Annotated in this window: 26 protein-coding genes; 8 read left to right on the forward strand and 18 right to left on the reverse strand. The window is 68.6% G+C overall.

Annotation, left to right across the window (positions count from 1 at the left end; all coding sequences use genetic code 11):
• Positions 1 to 10 precede the first annotated feature (10 nt).
• Complete coding sequence (locus HQ308_RS01975) at positions 11 to 268, forward strand: HPr family phosphocarrier protein (RefSeq protein ID WP_027505136.1); 258 nt, start codon at positions 11 to 13, stop codon at positions 266 to 268.
• Positions 269 to 333: 65 nt separating this feature from the next.
• Here HQ308_RS01975 and HQ308_RS01980 read toward each other — a convergent pair whose 3' ends face one another.
• The 6 genes from HQ308_RS01980 to HQ308_RS02005 all read right to left on the reverse strand — a co-directional run bounded on the left by HQ308_RS01980 (position 334) and on the right by HQ308_RS02005 (position 6,286).
• On the reverse strand, positions 334 to 1,380 hold the full coding sequence (locus tag HQ308_RS01980; RefSeq protein ID WP_222630894.1) for a hypothetical protein: 1,047 nt from the start codon (positions 1,378 to 1,380) through the stop codon (positions 334 to 336).
• Complete coding sequence (gene hflX / locus HQ308_RS01985) at positions 1,377 to 2,840, reverse strand: GTPase HflX (RefSeq protein WP_027505135.1); 1,464 nt, start codon at positions 2,838 to 2,840, stop codon at positions 1,377 to 1,379. Before hflX ends, HQ308_RS01980 begins: the two co-directional genes overlap by 4 nt.
• A gap of 84 nt (positions 2,841 to 2,924) precedes the next feature.
• On the reverse strand, positions 2,925 to 3,797 hold the full coding sequence (gene dapF, locus HQ308_RS01990; protein WP_027505134.1) for a diaminopimelate epimerase: 873 nt from the start codon (positions 3,795 to 3,797) through the stop codon (positions 2,925 to 2,927).
• Between the two features lie 4 nt (positions 3,798 to 3,801).
• Positions 3,802 to 4,656, reverse strand: coding sequence for an RNA methyltransferase (locus HQ308_RS01995; RefSeq protein ID WP_222645310.1), 855 nt, complete (start codon positions 4,654 to 4,656; stop codon positions 3,802 to 3,804).
• Complete coding sequence (gene miaA, locus HQ308_RS02000; RefSeq protein ID WP_222645311.1) at positions 4,653 to 5,567, reverse strand: tRNA (adenosine(37)-N6)-dimethylallyltransferase MiaA; 915 nt, start codon at positions 5,565 to 5,567, stop codon at positions 4,653 to 4,655. The genes HQ308_RS01995 and miaA overlap by 4 nt, the downstream gene beginning before the upstream one ends.
• Entirely contained in the window at positions 5,564 to 6,286 is a 723-nt protein-coding gene (locus HQ308_RS02005) for a hypothetical protein (protein ID WP_222637657.1), read from the reverse strand. Before HQ308_RS02005 ends, miaA begins: the two co-directional genes overlap by 4 nt.
• A gap of 155 nt (positions 6,287 to 6,441) precedes the next feature.
• Between HQ308_RS02005 and HQ308_RS02010 the strand changes: the two genes are divergently transcribed.
• Positions 6,442 to 7,899, forward strand: a complete 1,458-nt coding sequence (locus HQ308_RS02010) for a DUF349 domain-containing protein (RefSeq protein ID WP_222645312.1) — start codon at positions 6,442 to 6,444, stop codon at positions 7,897 to 7,899.
• A 10-nt stretch (positions 7,900 to 7,909) separates the two neighbouring features.
• Here HQ308_RS02010 and HQ308_RS02015 read toward each other — a convergent pair whose 3' ends face one another.
• Positions 7,910 to 8,491 carry a hypothetical protein gene (locus tag HQ308_RS02015; protein WP_037185326.1) on the reverse strand — a complete coding sequence of 194 codons (582 nt, stop codon included), beginning with the start codon at positions 8,489 to 8,491 and terminating at the stop codon, positions 7,910 to 7,912.
• Entirely contained in the window at positions 8,479 to 10,020 is a 1,542-nt protein-coding gene (gene miaB / locus HQ308_RS02020; protein WP_222645313.1) for a tRNA (N6-isopentenyl adenosine(37)-C2)-methylthiotransferase MiaB, read from the reverse strand. The genes HQ308_RS02015 and miaB overlap by 13 nt, the downstream gene beginning before the upstream one ends.
• Before the next feature lie 184 nt (positions 10,021 to 10,204).
• Between miaB and gluA the strand changes: the two genes are divergently transcribed.
• The 4 genes from gluA to HQ308_RS02040 all read left to right on the forward strand — a co-directional run bounded on the left by gluA (position 10,205) and on the right by HQ308_RS02040 (position 13,491).
• A complete protein-coding gene (gluA, locus tag HQ308_RS02025) occupies positions 10,205 to 10,933 on the forward strand; it encodes a glutamate ABC transporter ATP-binding protein GluA (protein ID WP_027505130.1) in 729 nt (242 codons plus the stop codon).
• Positions 10,934 to 10,970: 37 nt separating this feature from the next.
• Positions 10,971 to 11,804: a glutamate ABC transporter substrate-binding protein gene (locus tag HQ308_RS02030; RefSeq protein ID WP_027505129.1), complete on the forward strand. Its 834-nt coding sequence runs from the start codon at positions 10,971 to 10,973 to the stop codon at positions 11,802 to 11,804.
• Between the two features lie 86 nt (positions 11,805 to 11,890).
• The gene (locus HQ308_RS02035) at positions 11,891 to 12,571 is read left to right on the forward strand and encodes an amino acid ABC transporter permease (protein ID WP_027505128.1); all 681 of its coding nucleotides are present in this window, start codon (positions 11,891 to 11,893) and stop codon (positions 12,569 to 12,571) included.
• The gene (locus HQ308_RS02040) at positions 12,568 to 13,491 is read left to right on the forward strand and encodes an amino acid ABC transporter permease (RefSeq protein ID WP_222637661.1); all 924 of its coding nucleotides are present in this window, start codon (positions 12,568 to 12,570) and stop codon (positions 13,489 to 13,491) included. Before HQ308_RS02035 ends, HQ308_RS02040 begins: the two co-directional genes overlap by 4 nt.
• Positions 13,492 to 13,495: 4 nt before the next feature.
• Here HQ308_RS02040 and HQ308_RS02045 read toward each other — a convergent pair whose 3' ends face one another.
• From HQ308_RS02045 to pgsA, 9 genes are all read right to left on the reverse strand, one after another.
• Positions 13,496 to 14,137 (reverse strand): regulatory protein RecX, encoded by a 642-nt coding sequence (locus HQ308_RS02045; RefSeq protein ID WP_222645314.1) that lies wholly within the window; start codon positions 14,135 to 14,137, stop codon positions 13,496 to 13,498.
• Positions 14,138 to 14,154: 17 nt separating this feature from the next.
• A complete protein-coding gene (gene recA, locus HQ308_RS02050; protein ID WP_027505126.1) occupies positions 14,155 to 15,201 on the reverse strand; it encodes a recombinase RecA in 1,047 nt (348 codons plus the stop codon).
• A 166-nt stretch (positions 15,202 to 15,367) separates the two neighbouring features.
• Positions 15,368 to 15,562: a DUF3046 domain-containing protein gene (locus HQ308_RS02055; protein WP_027505125.1), complete on the reverse strand. Its 195-nt coding sequence runs from the start codon at positions 15,560 to 15,562 to the stop codon at positions 15,368 to 15,370.
• A 35-nt stretch (positions 15,563 to 15,597) separates the two neighbouring features.
• The gene (locus HQ308_RS02060; protein ID WP_222645315.1) at positions 15,598 to 16,776 is read right to left on the reverse strand and encodes a glycosyltransferase; all 1,179 of its coding nucleotides are present in this window, start codon (positions 16,774 to 16,776) and stop codon (positions 15,598 to 15,600) included.
• 34 nt (positions 16,777 to 16,810) lie between these two features.
• On the reverse strand, positions 16,811 to 16,984 hold the full coding sequence (locus HQ308_RS02065) for a hypothetical protein (RefSeq protein ID WP_027505123.1): 174 nt from the start codon (positions 16,982 to 16,984) through the stop codon (positions 16,811 to 16,813).
• A 198-nt stretch (positions 16,985 to 17,182) separates the two neighbouring features.
• Positions 17,183 to 18,022 (reverse strand): hypothetical protein, encoded by an 840-nt coding sequence (locus HQ308_RS02070; protein ID WP_261775626.1) that lies wholly within the window; start codon positions 18,020 to 18,022, stop codon positions 17,183 to 17,185.
• Positions 18,023 to 18,053: 31 nt separating this feature from the next.
• Complete coding sequence (gene pspA / locus HQ308_RS02075; RefSeq protein WP_027505120.1) at positions 18,054 to 18,872, reverse strand: phage shock protein PspA; 819 nt, start codon at positions 18,870 to 18,872, stop codon at positions 18,054 to 18,056.
• A 161-nt stretch (positions 18,873 to 19,033) separates the two neighbouring features.
• On the reverse strand, positions 19,034 to 19,384 hold the full coding sequence (locus HQ308_RS02080) for a helix-turn-helix domain-containing protein (protein ID WP_027505119.1): 351 nt from the start codon (positions 19,382 to 19,384) through the stop codon (positions 19,034 to 19,036).
• Between the two features lie 201 nt (positions 19,385 to 19,585).
• A complete protein-coding gene (pgsA, locus tag HQ308_RS02085) occupies positions 19,586 to 20,140 on the reverse strand; it encodes a CDP-diacylglycerol--glycerol-3-phosphate 3-phosphatidyltransferase (protein ID WP_027505118.1) in 555 nt (184 codons plus the stop codon).
• Positions 20,141 to 20,424: 284 nt separating this feature from the next.
• Between pgsA and HQ308_RS02090 the strand changes: the two genes are divergently transcribed.
• On the forward strand, positions 20,425 to 20,907 hold the full coding sequence (locus HQ308_RS02090; RefSeq protein ID WP_027505117.1) for an amino-acid N-acetyltransferase: 483 nt from the start codon (positions 20,425 to 20,427) through the stop codon (positions 20,905 to 20,907).
• Between the two features lie 37 nt (positions 20,908 to 20,944).
• Complete coding sequence (locus HQ308_RS02095; RefSeq protein WP_027505116.1) at positions 20,945 to 21,229, forward strand: YciI family protein; 285 nt, start codon at positions 20,945 to 20,947, stop codon at positions 21,227 to 21,229.
• Positions 21,230 to 21,305: 76 nt separating this feature from the next.
• On the opposite strand, the gene HQ308_RS02100 is transcribed toward HQ308_RS02095, so the two are convergent.
• Complete coding sequence (locus HQ308_RS02100; RefSeq protein ID WP_081821174.1) at positions 21,306 to 22,394, reverse strand: TerC family protein; 1,089 nt, start codon at positions 22,392 to 22,394, stop codon at positions 21,306 to 21,308.
• Between the last annotated feature and the right edge of the window lie 244 nt (positions 22,395 to 22,638).

The following is a 22,638-nucleotide window of genomic DNA, read 5'->3' on the forward strand; positions in this document are numbered from 1 at the left end:
GATCACCACGATGCCCAGCACCACGGTCACGGTCGGATCCGCCATCGGCCTGCACGCCCGTCCCGCCGCCGTCATCGCCGAGGCGGTCGCCGACTCCGGCGTCGACGTCACCCTCGAGGTGGAGGGCGAAGAGGCCGTCGACGGCGGCTCCGCGCTCATGATCATGACGCTGGGGGCCACCAAGGGCACCGAGGTCACGATCACCAGTGATGATCAGGCCACGCTCGACAAGGTCGCCGCACTGGTCGCGTCGGACCTCGACGCCTGATCTTCCGCACAGACGACGACGGCCCCCACACACCGTGGGGGCCGTCGTCATGTGTGCTTCTGTGTCTACCGCGACCGGAACAGTCGACGCACGAAGAACAGGGTCAGCACCACGACCACACCGACCGACGCCGCGGCGGCGATCAACGGAACGAGGATGGACCCGGTGGGCTCGGCGGGTGCTTCGGAGTCCGCGGTCTCGGTGGCCTCCGGGCCGGCCTCGGCGGAGGGTGCCACATCGCGCAGGACGAGGACGGCGGGACGAGCTGCGGCCGTGTCCACACCCTGCTCGGACCCGAGCAGCACCTCGTCGTCCGAGGTGAAGGCGATCGACTCGCCCTGCGGCTGCGGCGGGAGCGCGACGACGCGGGCGGGGGCCGACGCGAAGGCCGCGGCCACGTCACCGTCCCGCACGGACCACAGGTACAGATCGGTGTAGGTGCGCACGGCAGCGATGGACCCGTCGGCGCTCACGGCGCCGCCGGTGACCAGGCGACTGCCGTCGAGCAGCGGCGGACCCCCGGGTGTGGTCGTCGCGGACGGCGCGAAGTCGGCCACGCGGCGCAGCGGGGTGGGACCGGGACTCGGGAGATCGGACACCGACGTGTCCGCGGTGTACACGGCACCGGTTCCGAGACCGTCCTTCGTGACGACGACGGGACGGCCGTCGGGCCCGATGAGGAGTGCTTCGGCATCGTGCGCACCGTCGGGATAGGTGAGCCGGTGCAGTTCACCGGCACCACCGGCCGCAGGATCCATCCGGGTGAGGGCCACGGCGTCGCGTCGACGGTCGTTGTCGCCGATGTCCGCGAGCCACAACGACCCCTCGAACGACGAGAGATCCTCGACGTCGTACGGATCCACCGGATTCGGAAGCCACTCCGCGACAGCACACTCGGAGTCGAGGCGCGCGACACGGTCGTCGGCGCCGCTGTCCCCGATCGCGTACACCGTCCCGTCGAGCACCGTCATACCCGAGAGTTCGGACAGTCCCGGATCGGTCGGCACACAGTACGGCTCCGCATCCGGTGCCTCGGTCTGCGCCGCCGCGGGAGACGCTGCCACGAGCGCCACCACGGCAGCGCCGAGCACCGGCGCGAACCGACGGCTCACGCGCTGTGGGCGTATCGCGTGAGTATCGAGGCCAGCGCCGTCGGCACGGTCGCGTCGATGCGCGTACCGCCGCTCTCGTGACTCGTGCTCGAGATCCGTCCGTCCGCATGGATGCGCGACACCAGGTCGCCGCGGTCGTAGGGCAGCAGGACGCTGACCGACACCTCGGGCGGGCGGACCAGCTCGCCCAGTCGTGTCCGCAGCTCCTCGATGCCCTCACCGGTCTTCGCGGACACGAAGACCGCACCCGGCAGCAGGCCCCGCAGCTGCGTCAGCGTGACGGGATCCGCGGCGTCGATCTTGTTGACCACGATCAGTTCCTCGGGCGCCGCGGCGTTCTGCTCGCGCACCACCGAGACGATGACCTCGCGGACCGCCTCGATCTGCCCGATGGGGAGCGGGTCGGACCCGTCCACCACGTGCAGCAGCAGATCGGCGTCCGTCACCTCCTCGAGCGTGGAGCGGAACGCCTCGACCAGCTGGGTCGGCAGGTGGCGGACGAAGCCGACGGTGTCGGTGAGCACGCACTCGCGGCCGTCCTCGAGCGTCGCCTTGCGCGTGGTCGGATCCAGGGTCGCGAACAGTGCGTTCTGCACCAGCACACCGGATCCGGTCAACGCGTTGAGCAGCGACGACTTCCCCGCGTTGGTGTAGCCGACGATGGCGATGGACGGCACGTTGCCCTGCAGCCGGCGCTCACGTTTGGTGTCGCGGGCCTGCTTCATGCCCCGGATCTCGCGACGTAGCTTCGCCATGCGCTCGCGAATGCGACGACGATCGGTCTCGATCTTCGTCTCACCGGGACCACGCAGGCCCACACCGCCGTTGCTACCGGCGCGGCCACCCGCCTGACGCGACATGGACTCACCCCAGCCGCGCAGACGCGGAAGCATGTACTCCATCTGCGCCAGGGCGACCTGCGCCTTGCCCTCGCGGGAGGAGGCATGCTGAGCGAAGATGTCGAGGATCAGCGCGGTGCGGTCGATGACCTTCACCTTCACGATCTTCTCCAGTGCCGTCAGCTGCGCAGGCGTGAGTTCACCGTCGCACACGACGGTGTCCGCGCCGGTCGCGATGACCACCTCGCGCAGTTCCTTCGCCTTGCCGGAGCCGATGTAGGTGGAGGCGTCGGGTCGGTCGCGACGCTGCACCAGCCCTTCGAGCACCTCGGAACCCGCCGTCTCGGCCAGAGCCGCGAGTTCGGTCATGCTGGACTCCGCCTCCTCGGCGGAACCGCTGGTCCAGACACCGACGAGCACCACGCGCTCGAGCCGCAACTGGCGGTACTCGACCTCGGTGACATCGGTGAGCTCGGTGGAGAGTCCGGCCACACGGCGCAGTGCGCTGCGATCGTCGAGCTGCATGTCGCCGGTGGACCACTCGGCGTCCTGCTCGAACCCGTCGCTGTGGGAGGAACCTGTCGTGTCGGCCCTGTCGGCCGCTGCATTCGTTGTCGTCATACGAGACCTATGATCCACGAGAACGTCCTGACGTGCACTGTCATTTACGCAACCGTGTCGCGGGGAATACCCGCACCCCGGCCGTCACGCTTCCAGCCCCGCCCACCAGGCGTCCGACAGCTCCCCCGACGCCACCAGCACCGACGGCCCCCGCATCGACGCGGAACCGTTCGACACGCGCACTGACACGACACCACCGGGAACGTGGACGGCCAGCTCGCCGTCGCCGGACCCGTCGAAGCGCAGGGCCGCGACCGCGGCGGCGACGATGCCCGTGCCACACGATCTGGTCTCCCCCACGCCGCGCTCGTGGACACGCATGCTCACCGCACCGTCCTTCGGCACGGTGACGAACTCGATGTTGACCCCGTGCGGGTACACCGCACCGTCGAAGGTGGGTTGCGCCGTGAGGTCGAGGTCGCCGAGGGTCTCCGCATCGAGATCGGCGGACACGCAGGCCAGGTGCGGATTGCCGACGTCGACGCCGATGCCCGTGAAGGACCTGCCGTCGACCTCGGTGTCGGAGGTCTCGAAGACCTGCGGGGTGCCCATCTCGACGGTGACCACGGCGTCGGTGGCGTCGTGCGAGTGCACCGTGACCGGTTTTCCGCCGGCGCGCGATCCGACGACGAACTCGTCCGAGTCCACGAGACCGGCCGCACGAACGTAATGGGAGAACACCCGGACACCGTTGCCGCACATCTCCGCGATGGACCCGTCCGCGTTGCGGTAGTCCATGAACCAGTCGCCGGCGGACACGCCCTCGGGCAGCGCGTCGAGCACGCCGCGGTCGACGAGAGCACCGCTGCGGGCGACTCGCAGTACCCCGTCCGCGCCGAGCCCGGCTCGGCGATCGCACAGCGTCGCCACGCGGTGTGCGCTCAGATCGAGGAGTGCGTCCGGGTCCGGCAGCACGACGAAATCGTTCTGCGTTCCGTGTCCCTTGGTGAACTGCATGGGATCAGTCTCCCACCGGCGCGGACGTCCGCGCGATCAGCCGTTGGCGGGTGATCTCGTACAGCCCGACGGCGCCGGCGGACGGTGCTCCGAGGGAGCTCGCCGCGCCGCCTATCGGGATGGACACGACGACGTCGCAGGCATCCCGCCACGCGGCACTCATGCCGCGGGTCTCGTTGCCCACCACCAGCACCGTTCCTCCTGTGAAGTCGTGCTCGTGCGCTGCCACCGTGCCGGTCTCGTCGGTGCCCACGATCGTCATGTCGGTGCCCTGCTGCCGCAGCCTGTCCACCATCGCGCGAACCTGCTCCGGACCTCCGACCTGTCCCACGGGGAGTGCGAACAGGGACCCGGTGGTCGCGCGGACGCACGCGGGATCGAACGGGTCCGCGGCATGCCCGCTGACCAGCAGCCCGGACGCTCCGAAGGCGTCCGAGGACCGGATCAGGGTGCCGAGATTGCCCGGCGACGTCGGCCGATCGAACGCGACCACCACCGGCGCGTCGCCCGTCGGAGTCCAGTGGCCGGGATCGAGGAGCCGTGACCGTGCGAGGAGCAGGACCTCCGGTGGTTGATCGACGCGTTCGCCGAGCTCCGCCATCAACTCCGGCGCGACACCCACCGCGGGCACGCCTGCGGCCCGGCAGCGGTCCACAGTCGACGTGGCCCAGGACGACAAGGGGTCGCCGGTTCGATAGAGCACGGACTCGAGAGGCCACTCGTGCTCGACGGCCAGCGTCACCGGCCGCACTCCCTGCACGAGGAAGACTCCCGCCTTGGTGCGCTTGCCGCGGGTGACGAGGTAGGACTGCCACTGCTGGAACCGCGCGTTCCTCGACAGGACGAGCGCATCGCTCATCGGTGTTCTCCCCTCGTGCGCAGTGCGGCGTCCAGCAGGTCCGATGCGCCCCCGCGCAGCCAGTGCACGCGGGGATCGCGGCCGAACCAGGACCGTTGGCGGCGAACATAGCGGCGGGTACCGACGAAGGTCGCCTCGCGCGCGGCCGCCTCGTCGATCTCGCCGTCCAGCAGCTGCAGCACCTGCGCGTAGCCGATCGCCCTCGGGGCGGTGACTCCCTCGCGCAGTCCCTGCCCCACGAGGGTCTCGACCTCGGCGACGAGCCCCTCGGCGAACATCGCGTCGGTGCGTGCCGCGATGCGCGCGTCCAGCTCGTCGGTGTCACGGTCGATGCCGAGGACGACGGTGTCCCAGCGCGGCTCGCCGATGGTGGGCGCCGACGCGGCGAACGGCTTCCCGGTGAGGCGTCCCACCTCGAGCGCGCGGACGATGCGTCGGCCGTCGGTCGGCAGGATCGATGCCGCGGCCGCCGGATCGGACTCGGCGAGTGCGCGATGCAGCGCCGCGACCCCCTCGGCGGCGAGCCTGGCCTCGAGTTCGGCACGCACCGCGGCATCCGTGGCCGGGAACTGCCATCGGTCCAGCAGAGCCTGGACGTACATCATCGATCCGCCGACGACGACGGGTACGACGGACTGCTCGAGCAGCTCCTCGATCTCCCGCACCGCGGCGTCCTGGTACGCCGCCACCGTTGCCGTCTCCGTGACGTCCAGGACGTCGAGTCGGTGGTGCGGGATGCCGCGACGCTCCGCCACCGGCGTCTTCGCGGTACCGATGTCCATGCCTCGGTACTGCTGCATCGCGTCGATGTTCACGATGTGCCCGCCGAGGCGCTCGGCGAGATCGAGCGCGAGGGCCGACTTGCCCGTGGCCGTGGGTCCGATCACCGCGACCGGTGTCGGTCGCGTCACAGCGACCACGAGGCGACGTGATACCCGACTCCGTAGGGGGCACCGCGAAAGAGACTGTGCGGCACCACTCGTGCGGGTCCGACCAGCGTGGCCGCCACCTGCCATGCCACCCGCCCGTCCACGCCGAGGGCATCACACAGAGCAGGGTCCAGGGACGCCAGCGCATCGACGTCGGCTCTGCCGAGCGCATCGTCGATCGCGTGCTGCACCGCCTCGGCCCGGTCGTCGAACGCGCCGGGCGCCTTGTCGGTCAGGGTCGTCGCCCCGTCACCGACGACGAGCAGCCCCACCGGGCCGGGCGCGGCGTCGACGCGGCCGCGCAGGTCGAGCGCCACTGCCGCCACGTCCTGGACACTCGCGTTCCGAGCGACGAGCTGTACGGGGACCGACCACTGCGGAACAGCCTGCTCGCGAAGCAGCCCGACGGTCAGCGCGGCCAACTCCATCGCGCGATCGACAGGCCCGCGATCCGGGGCGAGACCGACCACGACATCGGCCCCGAAACCGGCGTACGTACCCGCGGCATCGCCGTCGATCCAGGTCGTGGTCGCACCGACCCCGACCCCGATCCAGCCGTGACAGGACTGCCCCAGGTCGTCGCACACCTCGCGCACGGCTGCACGCAGATCGTCCAGTTCGCCTGTGGCGGAACCGGCGAGCTCCGCGAGCAGCAACGGAGGCGACGGGACGAAGGCGAGGGCGGACAGCACGGACGCCACGGTAGTCGACCGTCCGAGGGCGTCCCTTTTCTGCGCGTCCCTCGGGGTTTGCATGGTCGCCGACGCGCGGAGGGGGTTGAATGGGCCGAGAACGACCGAGCAGAGAACCACGTAGCGCCAGGCAGCCGTGACGCGCGGCAGAGACGGAGAGAACCATGACCGAGCACGAGACGACCGAGAACGCCCCCGGCGAGGCGCAGGCGAGCCCCACACCTCCCCGGCCCGGGCCCCGACCGGGTCCTCGACCCGGCGGCGCACCGCGCCCGGCGCCCACCCGGCCCAGTGCCCCGGCCGATCCGTCCGCACCGTCGTCGTCCACAGGCGACGGGGAGTCGCACCCGACGCCGCATCCGGCTGCACACCACGTGCCGACGACGCCCGCTGTCGTCCCGGTCGTGACCGATCCGTCCCGCTGGGGCCGGGTCGACGAGGACGGTTCCGCGTGGGTACGTACCACCGACGGAGAGCGGCAGGTCGGTTCCTGGCAGGCCGGTGACGCGGCCGAGGGCCTCGCACACTTCGGGCGCCGCTACGACGATCTCGCCACGGAGGTCGCACTCCTCGAAGCGCGACTCGCCTCCGGCGCCGGCGACGCCAAGAAGACGAAGACCGCCGCCGTCGCGCTCGCCGAGACCCTGCCCACCGCTGCTGTGATCGGCGACATCGACGCGCTGGCGACCCGCCTGCAGGCCGTGATCGAACACTCCGACGAGGTCGCCGCCGAGCATCGCAAGCGCAAGGATTCCGAGCGGACCGAATCGACGGCACGCAAGGAGGCGCTGGCCGTCGAGGCCGAGACCATCGGCAGCGAATCCACGCAGTGGAAGGCCGCGGGTGACCGTCTTCGCGTGATCCTCGAGGAGTGGAAGACCATCCGCGGCGTCGACCGCAAGGTCGACGACGCCCTGTGGAAGCGCTACTCCAAGGCACGGGAGGCGTTCAACCGCCGCCGCGGCGCGCACTTCGCCGATCTCGACCGCGAACGCGGTGCCGCCAAGGTGCGCAAGGAAGAACTGGTCGCCAAGGCCGAGGAACTGTCGTCGTCCACCGACTGGGTGGGCACCGCGCAGGTGTTCCGCGATCTCCTGAACGAGTGGAAGGCCGCCGGCCGGGCTCCCCGCGACGCCGACGACTCGCTGTGGCAGAAGTTCAAGGGCGCCCAGGACGTGTTCTTCGAGGCACGCAACGCGGCTCAGTCCGAGCAGAACGCGGAGTTCGAGCAGAACGCCGAGGCGAAGGAACGGCTGCTGGCCGAGTCCGGTCACATCGACCCGTCCAAGGACATCGAGGCGGCCCGCGCAGCACTGCGGACATTGCAGGACAAGTGGGACGCCATCGGCAAGGTCCCGCGGGAGAAGATGCACGATCTCGAGGGCAAGCTCCGCGCGATCGAGAAGCGCGTCCGCGACGCCGCCGACTCCGAGTGGCGACGCACCGACCCCGAGGCGATGGCGCGCGCGGCTCAGTTCCGTGAGCGGGTCGCGCAGTTCGAGGAGCAGGCCCAGAAGGCCGAGGCCGCGGGCAAGGCCAAGGACGCCGAGAAGGCCCGTGCGCAGGCACAGCAGTGGCGCGAGTGGGCCGACGCCGCCGACAGCGCCCTCGGCGGTCTGTGACTCCGGAGGATCAGTTGTCGCGGCGCCGGGACGTGTCCAGCACGTTCTCGCGCCGCGCCTCGTCCATCACGGCCGCGTCGCGCCGGGCGGCGGCAGCCGCCCACTGAGCGTTGGAGCGGTTCCACACCACCTTGAACCAGTGGAACGCCAGCACGACCACGAGCAACCAGCCGAGGACGAGGCCCAGCCCGGGGCCGGCCCCGGTGAGGCCGACGGGAACGGTCTGACGCGACCAGATGGCCAGGATGCCCAGCACCGTCGCCACCCCGGACCCGTAGAGCGCGACCCAGGCCAGCGCCCAGCGTTGAGTGACCAGGGCGAGGGCCGAGAAGCCGACCGCGAACACCAGGGTCAGCCACACGAAGATGCGTGACGGCAGTGCCACCGACTCCGCCACGGCGTCCTCGTCGTGCACCAGCACGTCCCACGCGTTGGCCGAACCTGTGTGCGGCAGTGCGAAGCTCAGTAGCAGCAACAACACCACCACTGCCACGACGACGGCGCGGACCCCCGGGTCGATACGCCCCGAGATCCGCTTCTCGGCGGCCGCCGGATCGGACCCGGTCGTCGGCTCGGTACTCACAGTGAACATCCCATCGTCGTGACCGGCTCGGGCGCCGGGGCGCCGACGGACGGCAACCCCAACCCGACACCGACCGGTGCGGTCCGGGGCATCGTGCCCCGCTCGTGTCGGTCGCCGGCCGTGGTGCGCCGGTGCGAGCGCACCGGGACGTCGGCGACCAGGTGATAAGGCTTCGCGTCGGTCACCGTGGTGACGACGACGTCGCCGGGCCGGACGGCGCGGTCGATGGCGCCCGTCGGGGTGAAGTGCACGAGTCGCCCGTCGCGGGTGCGTCCACTCATCCGCTCGGTGACGGCGTTCTTGCGTCCGGCCCCGTCGGCGACGAGCAACTCCACCTCGGTTCCGATGACGCGACGGTTCTCTTCGTGGGAGATCTCCTCCTGCAGAGCGGCGAGCCGCTCGTAGCGTTCCTGCACGACGGCCTTCGGCACCTGATCCGGCATGTCGGCGGCCGGCGTTCCCGGTCGCTTGGAGTACTGGAACGTGTAGGCGCTGCTGAAGCGAGCGCGACGGACGACGTCGAGGGTCTCCTGGAAGTCCTCCTCGGTCTCCCCGGGGAAGCCCACGATGATGTCCGTCGTCAGTGACGCGTGCGGGATGGCTTCGCGCACCCGGTCGATGATGCCGAGGAACTTCTCCTTGCGGTACGAGCGGCGCATGGCACGCAGCACGCGGTCCGATCCGGACTGCAGAGGCATGTGCAGCGTCGGGCACACGTTGGGCGTCGACGCCATCGCCTCGATGACGTCGTCGGTGAACTCGGCGGGATGCGGCGAGGTGAACCGGACGCGCTCGAGACCGTCGATCTCCCCGCACGCGCGCAGGAGCGATGCGAACGCACCCCGGTCACGCGGCTGCTCGGGATCCGCGAACGAGGCGCCGTACGCGTTGACGTTCTGTCCGAGCAGCGTCACCTCGAGCACGCCCTCGTCGACGAGGGCCTGCACCTCGGCGAGGATGTCGCCCGGCCTGCGGTCGACCTCCTTGCCGCGCAGTGCGGGCACGATGCAGAAGGTGCAGGTGTTGTTGCACCCCACCGAGATGGACACCCACCCGGAGTAGGCGGAGTCGCGCTTGGCCGGGAGAGTCGAGGGGAACGCGTCCAGCGACTCGAGGATCTCGACCTCGGCGCGCTGGTTGTGGCGCGCCCGGTCGAGCAGCGCCGGCAGGGATCCGATGTTGTGGGTGCCGAACACGACGTCCACCCACGGCGCCTTCGTGACCACGACGTCGCGGTCCTTCTGTGCGAGGCACCCACCGACGGCGATCTGCATGTCGGGGTTCTCGTCCTTGGCCGGCCGGAGTTGGCCGAGGTTGCCGTACAACTTGTTGTCGGCGTTCTCGCGTACCGCACACGTGTTGAAGACGACGAGATCGGGGGACGACCCGGAGTCGGCCTTCTCGTAACCGGCCTCCTCGAGAAGGCCGGACAGTCGTTCGGAATCGTGCACGTTCATCTGGCAGCCGTACGTGCGCACCTCGTAGGTGCGCGCAGTCCCGGACCGCGCAGGCAGGGTCTGGGTGTCGATCGTGTCCACCCCTCCAGGGTACGGCGGCGCTCGAACCCGACCCACCGAGCGGTCCGAGTAAAGTTTCCATTACATATCCGCGGTCCCCGCACCAAAACGAGCAGTGGCGGAGGAAACTACCTCTAGGGTCATCGCCATGACCCACCCTGACGGCGAGCGCGAACATCGCTCGTCCACAGCATCGTCTGCCCCCATGATCGCGATGCACGGCGTGCAGAAGCACTTCGGTGATCTGCACGTCCTCAAGGACATCGAACTCGACGTTCCCAGCGGCCAGGTCGTCATCGTCCTCGGCCCCTCCGGGTCGGGTAAATCGACGTTGTGCCGCACCATCAACCGGCTCGAGCCCGTCGACGAGGGCACCATCGAGGTCGACGGCAAGGCCCTCCCCTCCGAGGGCAAGTCGCTCGCCGCGTTGCGTGCCGACGTCGGCATGGTGTTCCAGTCCTTCAACCTCTTCGCGCACAAGACGATTCGAGAGAACGTCATGCTCGGACCGACGAAGGTCCGCAAGATGAAGAAGGACGAGGCCGAGAAGACCGCGCAGCGTCTGCTCGAACGCGTCGGCATCGCCAACCAGGCCGACAAGTACCCGGCGCAGCTCTCCGGCGGCCAGCAGCAACGTGTCGCCATCGCGCGTGCACTCGCCATGAACCCCAAGGTGATGCTCTTCGACGAGCCGACCTCGGCGCTCGATCCCGAGATGGTCAACGAGGTGCTCGACGTCATGACGTCGCTGGCCAAGGAGGGCATGACCATGGTGGTCGTGACCCACGAGATGGGCTTCGCCCGCCGCGCCGGCGACCGTGTCATCTTCATGGCCGACGGTCAGATCGTCGAGGACACCGATCCCGAAACCTTCTTCACCACACCGAAGTCCGATCGCGCCAAGGACTTCCTCGGCAAGATCCTGAGTCACTGATCTCCCACCCGCTCGTCACACCTTCTGGAGGATCTCGATGAGAATCACCCGTACCGCCCGTGTCGGCGTCGCCGCACTCGCGCTCGCCTTCGCCGCCACCGCGTGTGGTGGCGACGAGGCCACCAGCGCATCGTCCAGCGCCGAGAGCGGCAAGCTGACCGTCGGCATCAAGTTCGATCAGCCGGGTCTGGGTCTGCGTACCCCGGACGGCTCGTTCAGCGGCTTCGACGTCGAGGTGGCGAAGTACGTCGCCGGCAAGCTCGGCGTGACGCCCGAGAACATCACGTTCAAGGAGTCGCCGTCGGCGCAGCGAGAGACGCTGATCGAGAACGGTGAGGTCGACTACATCGTCGCCACCTACTCGATCACCGACGCCCGCAAGGAGAAGGTCGACTTCGCCGGACCGTACTTCGTCGCCGGACAATCGCTCCTCGTCGCCGACGGCAACACCGACATCACGGGCCCCGAGTCGCTCAGCGGCGGCAAGCGCCTCTGCTCCGTCTCCGGCTCCACCCCCGCGCAGAAGGTCAAGGACCAGTACGCGCAGGACGTGCAGCTGCAGGAGTTCGACACCTACTCCGCCTGTGTCGAGGCACTGCGCAACGGCGCCGTCGACGCGGTCACGACCGACGACATCATCCTGGCCGGCTACGCGGCTCAGTACCCGGGTGAGCTCAAGGTGGTCGGTGAGCCGTTCACCGAGGAGCGCTACGGCATCGGCCTGGCCAAGGGCGACGACGAGACCCGCACCAAGATCAACGACGCGATCGACGCCATGATCGAGGACGGGTCGTGGCAGAAGGCATTCGAGGACACCGTCGGACCGTCCGGGTACCCGCTGCCCGCACAGCCGACCGTCGATCGCTACTGATCACCACTCTTCGCGAGACCCGAACGGGCGGTTCACACCGGTGAACCGCCCGTTCGACTCGTCACCGCTCTCGGAAGGAGTCGCCGGTGGACATACTGAGTGACTACGCGCCCGAACTCCTCGACGCGTTCTGGATGACGATCAAGCTGACGGTGCTCTCCGCCATCGGCGCTCTCGTCCTCGGCACCCTGCTCGCGGCGATGCGGGTCTCCCCCGTTCCCGTCGCGCGGTGGATCGGTGCCACCTACGTCACCATCTTCCGCAACACCCCGCTCACGCTGATCCTGCTGTTCTGCGCCTTCGGCCTCTACCAGACCCTGGGCGTCACGCTCGCCGATCAGGCGTCCCCGACCGGCCAGGCGGACAACAACTTCCGGCTCGCCGTTCTCGGTCTCAGCATCTACACGGCCTCGTTCGTGTGCGAGTCGCTGCGGTCCGGAATCAACACCGTGAATGTCGGTCAGGCGGAGGCCGGGCGTTCGCTCGGTCTGACGTTCTCGCAGAACCTGCGCTTCATCGTGCTCCCCCAGGCGTTCCGTGCGGTCATCGGCCCGCTGGGCAGCGTGCTCATCGCCCTGACGAAGAACACGACCGTCGCCGCGGCGATCGGCGTCCTCGAGGCGGCCATCCTGATGAAGGAGATGATCGAGAACGAGGCGGCGATCTTCGTCGTCGGCGGTATCTTCGCGCTCGGCTTCGTCATCCTGACCTTCCCCACCGGCCTCTTCTTCGGCTACCTCGGCAAGCGATTGGCGGTTGCCCGATGACCACAGCGAACGCACCTCTGAGCACCGAGGCACCGCCCAAGAAGGTCGCCTCCGCCGAACGCGCCACCGTTCTCTACGACGCTCCGGGGCCCCGCGCCAAGGTGCGCAATCACATCATCTCGGCCGTCGTGCTCGTCCTGGTACTGCTGGCGGCGTACGTGATCTACGCGAAGCTGGACGAGAAAGGCCAGTTGACGTCGGAGAAGTGGAGTCCCTTCACCGAGTCCTCGACCTGGACGACGTACCTGGTCCCCGGCATCCAGGGGACGCTGATCGCCGCGGGGCTGTCCATCGTGTTCGCGCTGATCCTCGGCGCGGTTCTGGGGATCGCTCGCCTGTCCGACCACCGGCCGGTGCGGCTGGTCGCCGGATTCTTCGTCGAACTGTTCCGCGCCATCCCGGTGCTGATCCTGATGATCTTCCTGTACCAGTTCTTCGCCGAGTACCAGGTGTTCAAGTCCCGCTACCTGGCCCTGGCCGCGGTGGTGACGGGCCTGACGCTCTACAACGGCTCGGTCATCGCCGAGATCGTGCGGTCGGGCATCCAGTCCCTGCCGAAGGGTCAGACCGAGGCCGCCATGGCCATCGGCCTGCGCAAGGGCCAGATCATGCGCATGATCCTGCTTCCCCAGGCCGTGACCGCGATGTTGCCCGCCATCATCTCGCAGATGGTGGTGGCGCTGAAGGACTCCGCGTTGGGCTACATCATCGGCTATGTCGAGGTGGTCCGGTCGGGCCAGCAGGTCGGTGCCTTCTACGGCAATTTCCTGCCGGCACTGATCATCGTGGCCATCATCATGATCATCCTGAACTCGCTGCTGACGTACCTCGCCACGAAGGTGGAGAAGCGACTGCGACGAGCGAAGAAGAGTCCCGTTCCTGTCGATCAGGGTGCCGCCATGGGTGGCGCGACAGTCTGACGTTCTAGTACTCGAGGCCTTCGGAATCGTTTCCGAGGGCCTCGAGTTCTGTCCGAACCACGTCGAAGGCCATGCCCTGGGCGAACCCGCGACGCGCGAGCATCGACACGAGCTTGCGCACCACCTTGTCGCGTTGCGCACGCCGCTCCCGCGGATCCTCGATCTCCTCGTTCAGAGCGGACAGCAGAGCTGGGGCTCGGAGCTTCTTGACGACCAGTTCGCGCGCACGCTCCCGCTCGTCCTCGGGCTCGATCGTGTCGAGTGCCTCGGTGGCCAGCACCGGATCGATGCCCTTGGTGCGTAGTTCTGTGCGCAGCGCCTGCTTGCCTCGGCCCGAGTACGTGTGTCGCGAGCGGACCCACTGATGGGCGAAGTCGCGATCGTCGACCAGCTTGATCTCGGTCAGCCTGTCGAGCACGGACGTGATGATCTCGTCCGTGAATCCTTTGGCGGCCAACCGCTGTTCGAGCTCGGCGCGGCTCCGGGCGCGATCGGTGAGCAACCGCAACGCGGCATCCTTGGCCTGCACCGCCGTGCCCCCGCCCGGGGGCGGCGTCTCGCCCGATCGGCGGCCGGAACGGGACCGGGCGCCCGACGTACGTCGGGCGCCCGGTGCACGCGAGTCCGGAAACTCGTCGTCGTTCACAGTCGAGAGACCTGCTGTCAGAAGTCGACCGGAGCAGCGACGGCCTCGTCGGGCGTACGCACGTCTGCACCGATGCCGAGCTTCTCCTTGATCTTCTTCTCGATCTCGTCACGGATGTCGGTGTTCTCGAGCAGGAACTTGCGTGCGTTCTCCTTGCCCTGGCCCAGCTGATCACCCTCGTAGGTGAACCAGGAGCCGGACTTGCGCACGAAGCCGTGCTCGACACCCATGTCGATGAGCGAGCCTTCCTTGCTGATGCCCTTGCCGTACAGGATGTCGAACTCGGCCTGCTTGAACGGCGGCGACACCTTGTTCTTGACCACCTTGACGCGGGTGCGGTTACCGACTGCGTCGGTTCCGTCCTTGAGCGTCTCGATACGACGGATGTCCAGGCGCACCGATGCGTAGAACTTCAGCGCCTTACCGCCCGTCGTGGTCTCGGGCGAGCCGAACATGACGCCGATCTTCTCGCGCAGCTGGTTGATGAAGATGACCGTGGTGCCGGACGAACTGATGGCGCCGGTGATCTTGCGCAGGGCCTGGCTCATCAGGCGGGCCTGCAGACCGACGTGACTGTCACCCATCTCGCCCTCGATCTCGGCACGGGGAACCAGGGCTGCCACGGAGTCCACGACCAGGATGTCGATGGCACCGGACCGGATCAGCATGTCCGCGATCTCGAGCGCCTGCTCACCGGTGTCCGGCTGGGAGACCAGCAGCGCGTCGGTGTCGACACCGAGCTTGGCGGCGTAGTCCGGATCGAGGGCGTGCTCCGCGTCGATGAACGCGGCGATGCCGCCGGCGGCCTGTGCGTTGGCGACCGCGTGGAGCGCGACCGTCGTCTTACCCGAGGACTCCGGGCCGTAGACCTCGACGATGCGGCCGCGCGGGAGTCCGCCGATGCCGAGCGCGACGTCCAACGCGATCGAACCCGTGGGGATGACGGCGATGGGCACACGGGCCTCGTCGCCGAGACGCATGACCGACCCCTTGCCGAAGTTCTTGTCGATCTGCGCGAGCGCGAGATCGAGCGCCTTGTCCCGATCGTATGCAGCTGCAGCCATCATGGTCTCCTTCTCGAAGTTCTTGTCCCCGAAGCGTCTGTACCCCGTCGATCTGTCGCCAAGGTAGAGGGGGGTACCGACAAGAACCGCTGCCGTGCGATTCCCGTCGACTCTGCACACGACTATAAGCGAACAGGTGTTCGATACCCAGCGACACGCCGGAGGTTCACCACCGCGATCGGGGAACGTCGAACTCGACGCACAGTGCACGCCACACGTCCTTCGGATCCTCGCCGTCCTCGATGGCCTGCGCGGCGGTGCGGTTCCCGAGGCTCAGCAGCAGGTGGTCGACCAGCATCGAGTCCCCGGTCACGGTTCCGAACTGTTCGGCGACACGGTCGTGGAAGTCGGTCAGGCGCACCATGTCACCGTAACCCGGGACGTCCGCGCTCCCCCTCAGCGCGGGCGGGAGTCGACGATCACGCTGCGGCACACCGCGACGGGATCCTCGACCGCGGCGGCGGTCGCCGCGGCACGACCTGCCGCGGCGGCGTACGTCGAGTCGCTCAGCACCCGGTCGATCGCCTCCGCCACGGCGTCGGCGGACACCGGACGCACGATCGTGGCGCTTCCCTGCCGGGCCGCGCGGTTGGCCAGTTCCCACTGATCTCCCCCGCCGGGGATCACGACCACCGGGACGCCGGCGGACAGCGACTTCGCCAACATCCCGTGGCCGCCGCCGCACACCACGACCGACGCCAGCGGCAGCAGCGCGTCCTGGCGCCCCAGTCCGCCCACCGCCCAGGACGGTAGACCGGCCGGAACGTCGTCCACCGTGGTGATCACCAGTCGACGACTCCGGCCGCGCGCACGTGAGGCCGCCGCCGCCTCGACAGTGGCCTCGACCATGGACACGGCGCCGGTCGCGGCCGTCGACGGTGCCAGCAGGATCAGCGGTTCGGTCCCCGGCGGCGGGTCGAGGAGAGCGGTCGTCGGCTCCCACAACAACGGACCGACGACCCGCGCCTCGGCCGGCCAGTCCGACCGCGGCACCTCGAGCGCGGGGATGGTCGCGACGAGGCGCCGCGCGGGGCCGGGGTCCGACGCGGGCAGACCGACGCCCTCGCGCGCCCGAGCGCGCTGCGCCAGCCCCGCTCGGACGGAGCGGTCCGTCAGAGCTCGCATCACGGTGTCCCGCAACCGACCTCGCAGTCCCGTGCCCGGTGCGAGGCCACTCCCGATCGGGGGCAACGACACGGAGGGCCGGTAGAGCGGGTGCGGAGACAGTTCCACCCAGGGAACTCCCAGCCGCTCGGCGGCGAGACCGCCGCCGGCCGTGAGAATGTCCGAGACCACCAGATCGGGAGCCGCCTCGGAGAGCACCGGCAGCAGCATCGAGGACATGTGGGCCGCTCGCTCGTGAATTCTGCGGCCGGCGTCCGCGTCGTCGTCCTCGGGCCGCGGTTCCAGTCCCGGCAGCAGGCGAGTGTCCACCCCGTCCGCTCGCGCGGCGTCGAGCCACCGATGGCCGGTGTAGACCACGGCCGTCTCTCCTGCGGCCGTCAGCGCCTTCGCGAGCGCGATGGCAGGGAAGGCGTGCCCCGCATCGGGGCCGGCGACCACCGCGACGAGCATGGGCGAAGCCTAGGTCAGCGCGGCACCGGGGACGTCAGAAGGGTGACTTCGCCGAGTCGCGATCGCCGCTCATCGCGCGGAAGAGGAAGTAGAGACCGGTTCCCACCACGGCCAGCGCCACCAGGGGGAACAGCGCCTTCAGCAGGGCGCCGAGAACGACGATGCCGATCCACACCAGAACGATCGCACCGAGAATCTTCCAGAACATGTCGAACTCCTTCTCGTCGGGGACTCCCGTCGCCGGCCGCGGTGGAGGTCACCGGCGATCCGTCGACGAGTTCGACACTGCCAGAACCGAACTGGCACAGCACCGAATCGTCCCGGAGTTCAGGGTGAAGATCGGGGTCGACCCCGAGGACGGTACGTCGATCTCAGGGTCGCGGTCGGGGTGAGACCGTCGCCGAGGTCAGGGCTTCTGCAGGTTCTCGAGGCCGAATGCCCAGCCCTCGAGGCGATCGGACGCGAACTGGAGGGCGTCCCGTCGCGCGTCGAGTGCGGTGAGCGAACCGGAGGAGCCCGGTGCGGTGAGCAACGCAGCCGCGGCGACGAGCCCGTCGAACTGATGCACACCGTCCGTCAACCGGGCCGCGGTGGACCCGATGGACCCGGACAGATGGACCGCTGCAGCCGGACTTCCCAGCGCTGCTCTCTCCATCGCGACGATGTCGTGCGCGACCTCGGTGAGAGCTGCCGACGCGGCCGCGGCGATCCGAGTCGTGTCGTGCACGTCGTCCGCGGCGACCGCCCCGGATCGAGCGAGGAGGCCCGTCAGCTCGTGCAGACTGCGTTCGGCGGCCGCGAGACGTTCGATGGGCTCGCGAGCGGCGGAGCCCACCGGAGGCAGAGCACGGCGGACCGGCGTTGCTGCCGGCAGTGGCTGGGCCCGCAGCCGTCGGTAGGCCGCCGCCGCGGCCACGGCGGGCACCGCGAACAACACCGTGGTGCCTGATCCCCCGACGACGATCCAGTCGGGTGCGGACGTGGCCGCCACCGTGACGGTGGCGACGCCCATCGACCCGGACGCCGCACCGAAGAGCGTGGCCCGCCGGCGAGTCCGACGGATCCGCCGTTCGGCCTTCTTCCGCGGGTCGTTCCACGACTTGGCGGCGTCGAGGAACGGCCGCGTGACGTCCACGACGCCACGAGCCCGGGCGCGCACCAGGTCGGCCGCGCGCCCCACTTCGGCCGGAGCAGCGGGCCGCTCGTGCCACAACGGCCGTCGGTGCGGGTCGCCGTGTCCGGACATCAACGCTCCGTGAGGGTCTCGTGCAGGCAGATCAGTTGGCCTGAGGAGGCTCGGGGGTCGCCTGCGGGGACGACAGGTTCTTCTGCGTGGACACGCCGTCCGCGGAGGGGCCGGCGGTGAGCGAGTCGCCCGCCATGGAGGCACGGATCTGCTCGAGGCGGCTGTGTCCGGCCATCTGGACGCTCGCCTGCTGGACCTCCATCATGCGGCCCTGCACGGAGTTCTGAGCGAGCTCGGCGGAGCCGAGCGCGTTGGCGTAGCGGCGCTCGATCTTGTCCCGGACGGCGTCGAGGCTGGGCGTGTTGCCCGGTGCGGACAGCGTGGAGTCCATCGAGCGGAGCGACTCGCTGACGCGCTCCTGCATCTTGGCCTGCTCGAGCTGGCTGAGCAGCTTGGTGCGCTCGGCGACCTTGGCCTGCAGCGTCATGGCGTTCTGCTCGACGGCCTTCTTGGCCTGGGTGGCGGCCTGGAGCGCCTGGTCGTGCAGAACCTTGAGGTCCTCGACGCTCTGCTCGGCGGTGACCAGCTGGGCCGCGAACGCCTCGGCGGCATTGGTGTACTGGGTGGCCTTCTCGACGTCGGCAGCCGCATTGGCCTGGTCGGCGAGGGTGACGGCCTGGCGCGCATTGGCGTTCAGCTTCTCCACCTCGTCGAGCTGGCGGCTGAGCTTCATCTCGAGCTGGCGCTGATTACCGATGACCGACGCGGCCTGCTGCGAGAGCGCCTGGTGCTGACGCTGGGCGTCCTCGATGGCCTGCTGGATCTGGACCTGCGGATCCGCCTTCTCGTCGATCTTGGAGTTGAACAGAGCCATCAGATACTTCCAGCCCTTGACGAAAGGATTGGCCATCGGTTCTTCCTGCCTCCATGTGATCCGCCGCGTACGCGACCCGGCTGGCGACCGTCACCGCCGGTGATGCTGCGCGTGTCCGGGACACGCGGTCTGTCTGTGATCGGTACCCGCCATGATCCCATGTCGAACCACGAATGGTCGGAAACGGGACGCGAAGATCAGGCAGCGGCGAGTGCTCGCGCGGTCGGGGCCGGGATGACCACGCGCGTCTCGTCCGAGATGTGGGCCGCACCGCGCTCGGCGGGAACACCCGTCGACGCGGCCGCACTCGCCATCGTGTCCGTGAGCGATTCGCTCACGTCGAACAGAACGTCCGACAGTGGGACGTCGAGGGCATCGCAGATGGCGTTGAGCAGTTCGCTCGACGCCTCCTTGCGGCCACGCTCGACCTCCGAGAGATACCCGAGGCTGACGCGCGCCGTGTTGGAGACCTCGCGCAACGTGCGGCTCTGAGCGACCCGTGTGCGGCGAAGACTGTCGCCCAATGCCTCACGCAAGAGCAGCGCCATGTGGCCCCTCCTTCATCGTGTTCGAACTACGTCGTGGTCGACCGCGGGAACGCCTGTCGGTGCACCGTCGCTCGACCCTCGTCCACCTACAACGCCGGAACGGTCCGATCGGTTCCCGCGACGCGTGTGGACACCCGTCGGAACGGGTGAGAGAACCCTAACCCCCGCCCGCGATCCGCACGCGGCGGAGCACCGGACGGCTCATCGCCCGTCGTGTGGTGTCCGGACCCGCGGCCGCACTGCCTGCACCACGTAGTCGAGGCCTGTGATCACGGTCAGCGCCACGGCCACGATCATCAGCACCATCGCTGCTGGGATCACAGCGTCGGGAAGCGGCAGAACGTAGACCCCGATGGCCACGCTCTGGACGAGGGTCTTGAGCTTGCCGCCGCGTCCCGCGGGGATGACACCGTGCCGCAGGACGGCGAACCGCAGGAGCGTTATGCCTATCTCGCGGGCACCGATGACGAGGGTGATCCACCAGGGCAGGTCCCCCAGCATGGACAGTCCGACCAGGGCCGCCCCGATCAGTGCCTTGTCGGCGATGGGGTCCGCCATCTTGCCGAACTCCGTCACGAGCCCGTGCTTGCGCGCCAGTTGGCCGTCGATGCGATCGGTGATCGCCGCGACGACGAAGATCCCGAAGGCCGCGAGCCGCCACCCGGTCTCCTGGCCACCGTCCGCGAACAGAGCCCACAGGAACACCGGGACCAGCGCGATCCGCAGGACGGTCAGGACGTTGGCGATGTTGAGCAGTGGAGCCGGAGTGAGCGGGCCCGAGCCGACGACGGCGTCCGGCGTCGGCGCGGACGCGTCACCGGGGCCACGACCGACGTCGTACTGAGCGCTCACGTCGCCGAGCCCGCTCTCGGGACGTGACGTGAGTTACCGGCGCGGGACACACGGTCACAATATCGGTACGCCCGATGACTACTGTTCACCCCATGACTTCCGACCTCGATCCGGAGACGGACTCCCGGGCGGCGCAGGATCGCGCAGACGTCCGGACCGCGTCCGGGTCCACCACCGAGCGCGTGCGCCTGCGCCGTGCCCGCACCTCCGACATCCCGGAGATCAAGCGACTCATCGACATCTACGCGGGCCGGATCCTGCTCGAGAAGAATCTCGTGACCCTCTACGAGGCGGTCCAGGAGTTCTGGGTCGCCGAGGTCGACGGTGTCGTCGCCGGCTGCGGCGCGCTGCACGTGCTGTGGGCGGATCTCGGCGAGATCCGCACGGTCGCCGTCGATCCGTCGGTCAAGGGCCACGGCGTGGGCCACCTCATCGTGTCCCGGTTGATCGACGTCGCCCGCGAACTGCAGCTCTCCCGCATCTTCGTGCTCACCTTCGAGGTGCCGTTCTTCGCCCGCCACGGGTTCTCCGAGATCGACGGGACCCCGGTCACCGCCGAGGTCTACGCGGAGATGTGTCGCTCGTACGACACCGGTGTCGCCGAGTTCCTCGATCTCAGCTACGTCAAGCCGAACACTCTCGGCAACACCCGCATGCTGCTCACGCTCTAGATCACCCACCACCCGCTCACACCGCAGGAGAACATCGATGGCCCATTTCCTCGTCAACTACACGTACTCGTCGGCCACCGCCGAGGGACGCGACCGCGTCCGCGCCGAGCACCGCGACTGGCTGCGGGATCTGCTCGCCCGCGACATCGTGGTGGTGGCGGGACCGTACGCGGACGACAGCGGCGCGACCATCATCGTCAAGGGTGAGAGTGCGGACCAAGTGGGCACGCTGTTCGCCGAGGACCCGTTCGCGGTGGAGAAGCTCGTCGACGCCGTGGCGATCCAGGAGTGGAAGCCGGTGATGGGCGTCCTCGCGGAGTGACCCGCCCTCCGGCACCCACCGGACACGAGAACAGCCCGGCACCTCTCGGTGCCGGGCTGTTCTCGTGCGGGACGGATCAGCGCGAGTCGCGCTCGGTGTCCGTGACGCCGGTCGACGTGGTACCGGTCGAGGCGGCCGTGGTGTCGTCGCCGAGGACCGGGCTTCCGGTCTCGCCGTCCTTCACCGCGGGCTTCGCGTCGCCGCGGGTCTTGAGCAGGCTGGCCACGGTGGTGACGATCAGGATGCCCATGATGACACTGAGCGACACTCCGGTGCTGATCTCGGGGACCGACAGGTTCTCGCCGCCGTTGATGAAGCCGAGCTCGTTCTCATGGAGCGCGTGGAGGACGAGCTTGACGCCGATGAACGCCAGTACCAGGGACAGGCCGTAGGACAGGTAGACCAGGCGATCGAGCAGTCCGCCGATCAGGAAGTACAACTGGCGCAGACCCATGAGGGCGAACGCGTTGGCCGTGAAGACGATGTACGGCTCGGTGGTGAGACCGTAGATCGCCGGGATCGAGTCCAACGCGAACAGGATGTCGGTGAAACCGATGACGACCAGAGCCAGCAGCATCGGGGTGACCACGCGCTTGCCGTCGATCTTCACCGTCAGACGATCACCGTGGTACTCGTCCGTGGTGGGGAGGATCTTCTTGGCGAACTTCATGATCTTGGTGTCCTGCTGGACCTCGTTCTCCTCCTCTTCCCCGGCCTCCTTGATGAGCTTGTAGGCCGTGTAGATGAGGAACGCACCGAAGAGGTAGAAGACCCAGCTGAAGTTGTTGATGGCCGCGGCACCGAGGGCGATGAAGCCACCGCGCATCACGAGCGCCATCACGATGCCGATGAGCAGCACCTTCTGCTGGTACTGACGCGGTACGGCGAACGTCGTCATGATGATGAGGAAGACGAACAGGTTGTCGACGCTGAGCGCCTTCTCGGTGACGTACCCGGCGAAGTACTCACCGCCGTAGGTCGCGCCGTACTGCCAGAACACGATTCCGCCGAAGATGATGGCGATCGTGATGTAGACGACGGACCACGTCGCCGATTCCTTGAAGGTCGGCTCGTGGGGGGTCTTCACGTGAGCGAAGAAGTCGAAGACGAAGAGTCCCAGGATCACCACGATGGTGACGATCCAGACTGTGGACGAGACATTCATGTGAGCAACTACCTCCGGTAGTCCATGGGTGGGCTCCGGAGGTCTCTCCCACAGAACCAGTGATGATGTCTCGTGTGACCACTGTGTCTGCCGATGACCCGGATCGAGGCAGGGCTCGATCGTGCTGACGGGTCCTTCGCAAGCTGGGGATACTCCCCTCCTGAGAACAACCATGCCACAGCCCCGGCCGTATGGAGGCACGCGAAGGGTAATGCACAGGTAAAACTCAGCTAGCGTGAGAGTC

The sequence above is a fragment of the Rhodococcus sp. BP-241 genome (genome assembly GCF_019836145.1).
Lineage (GTDB): Bacteria > Actinomycetota > Actinomycetes > Mycobacteriales > Mycobacteriaceae > Rhodococcoides.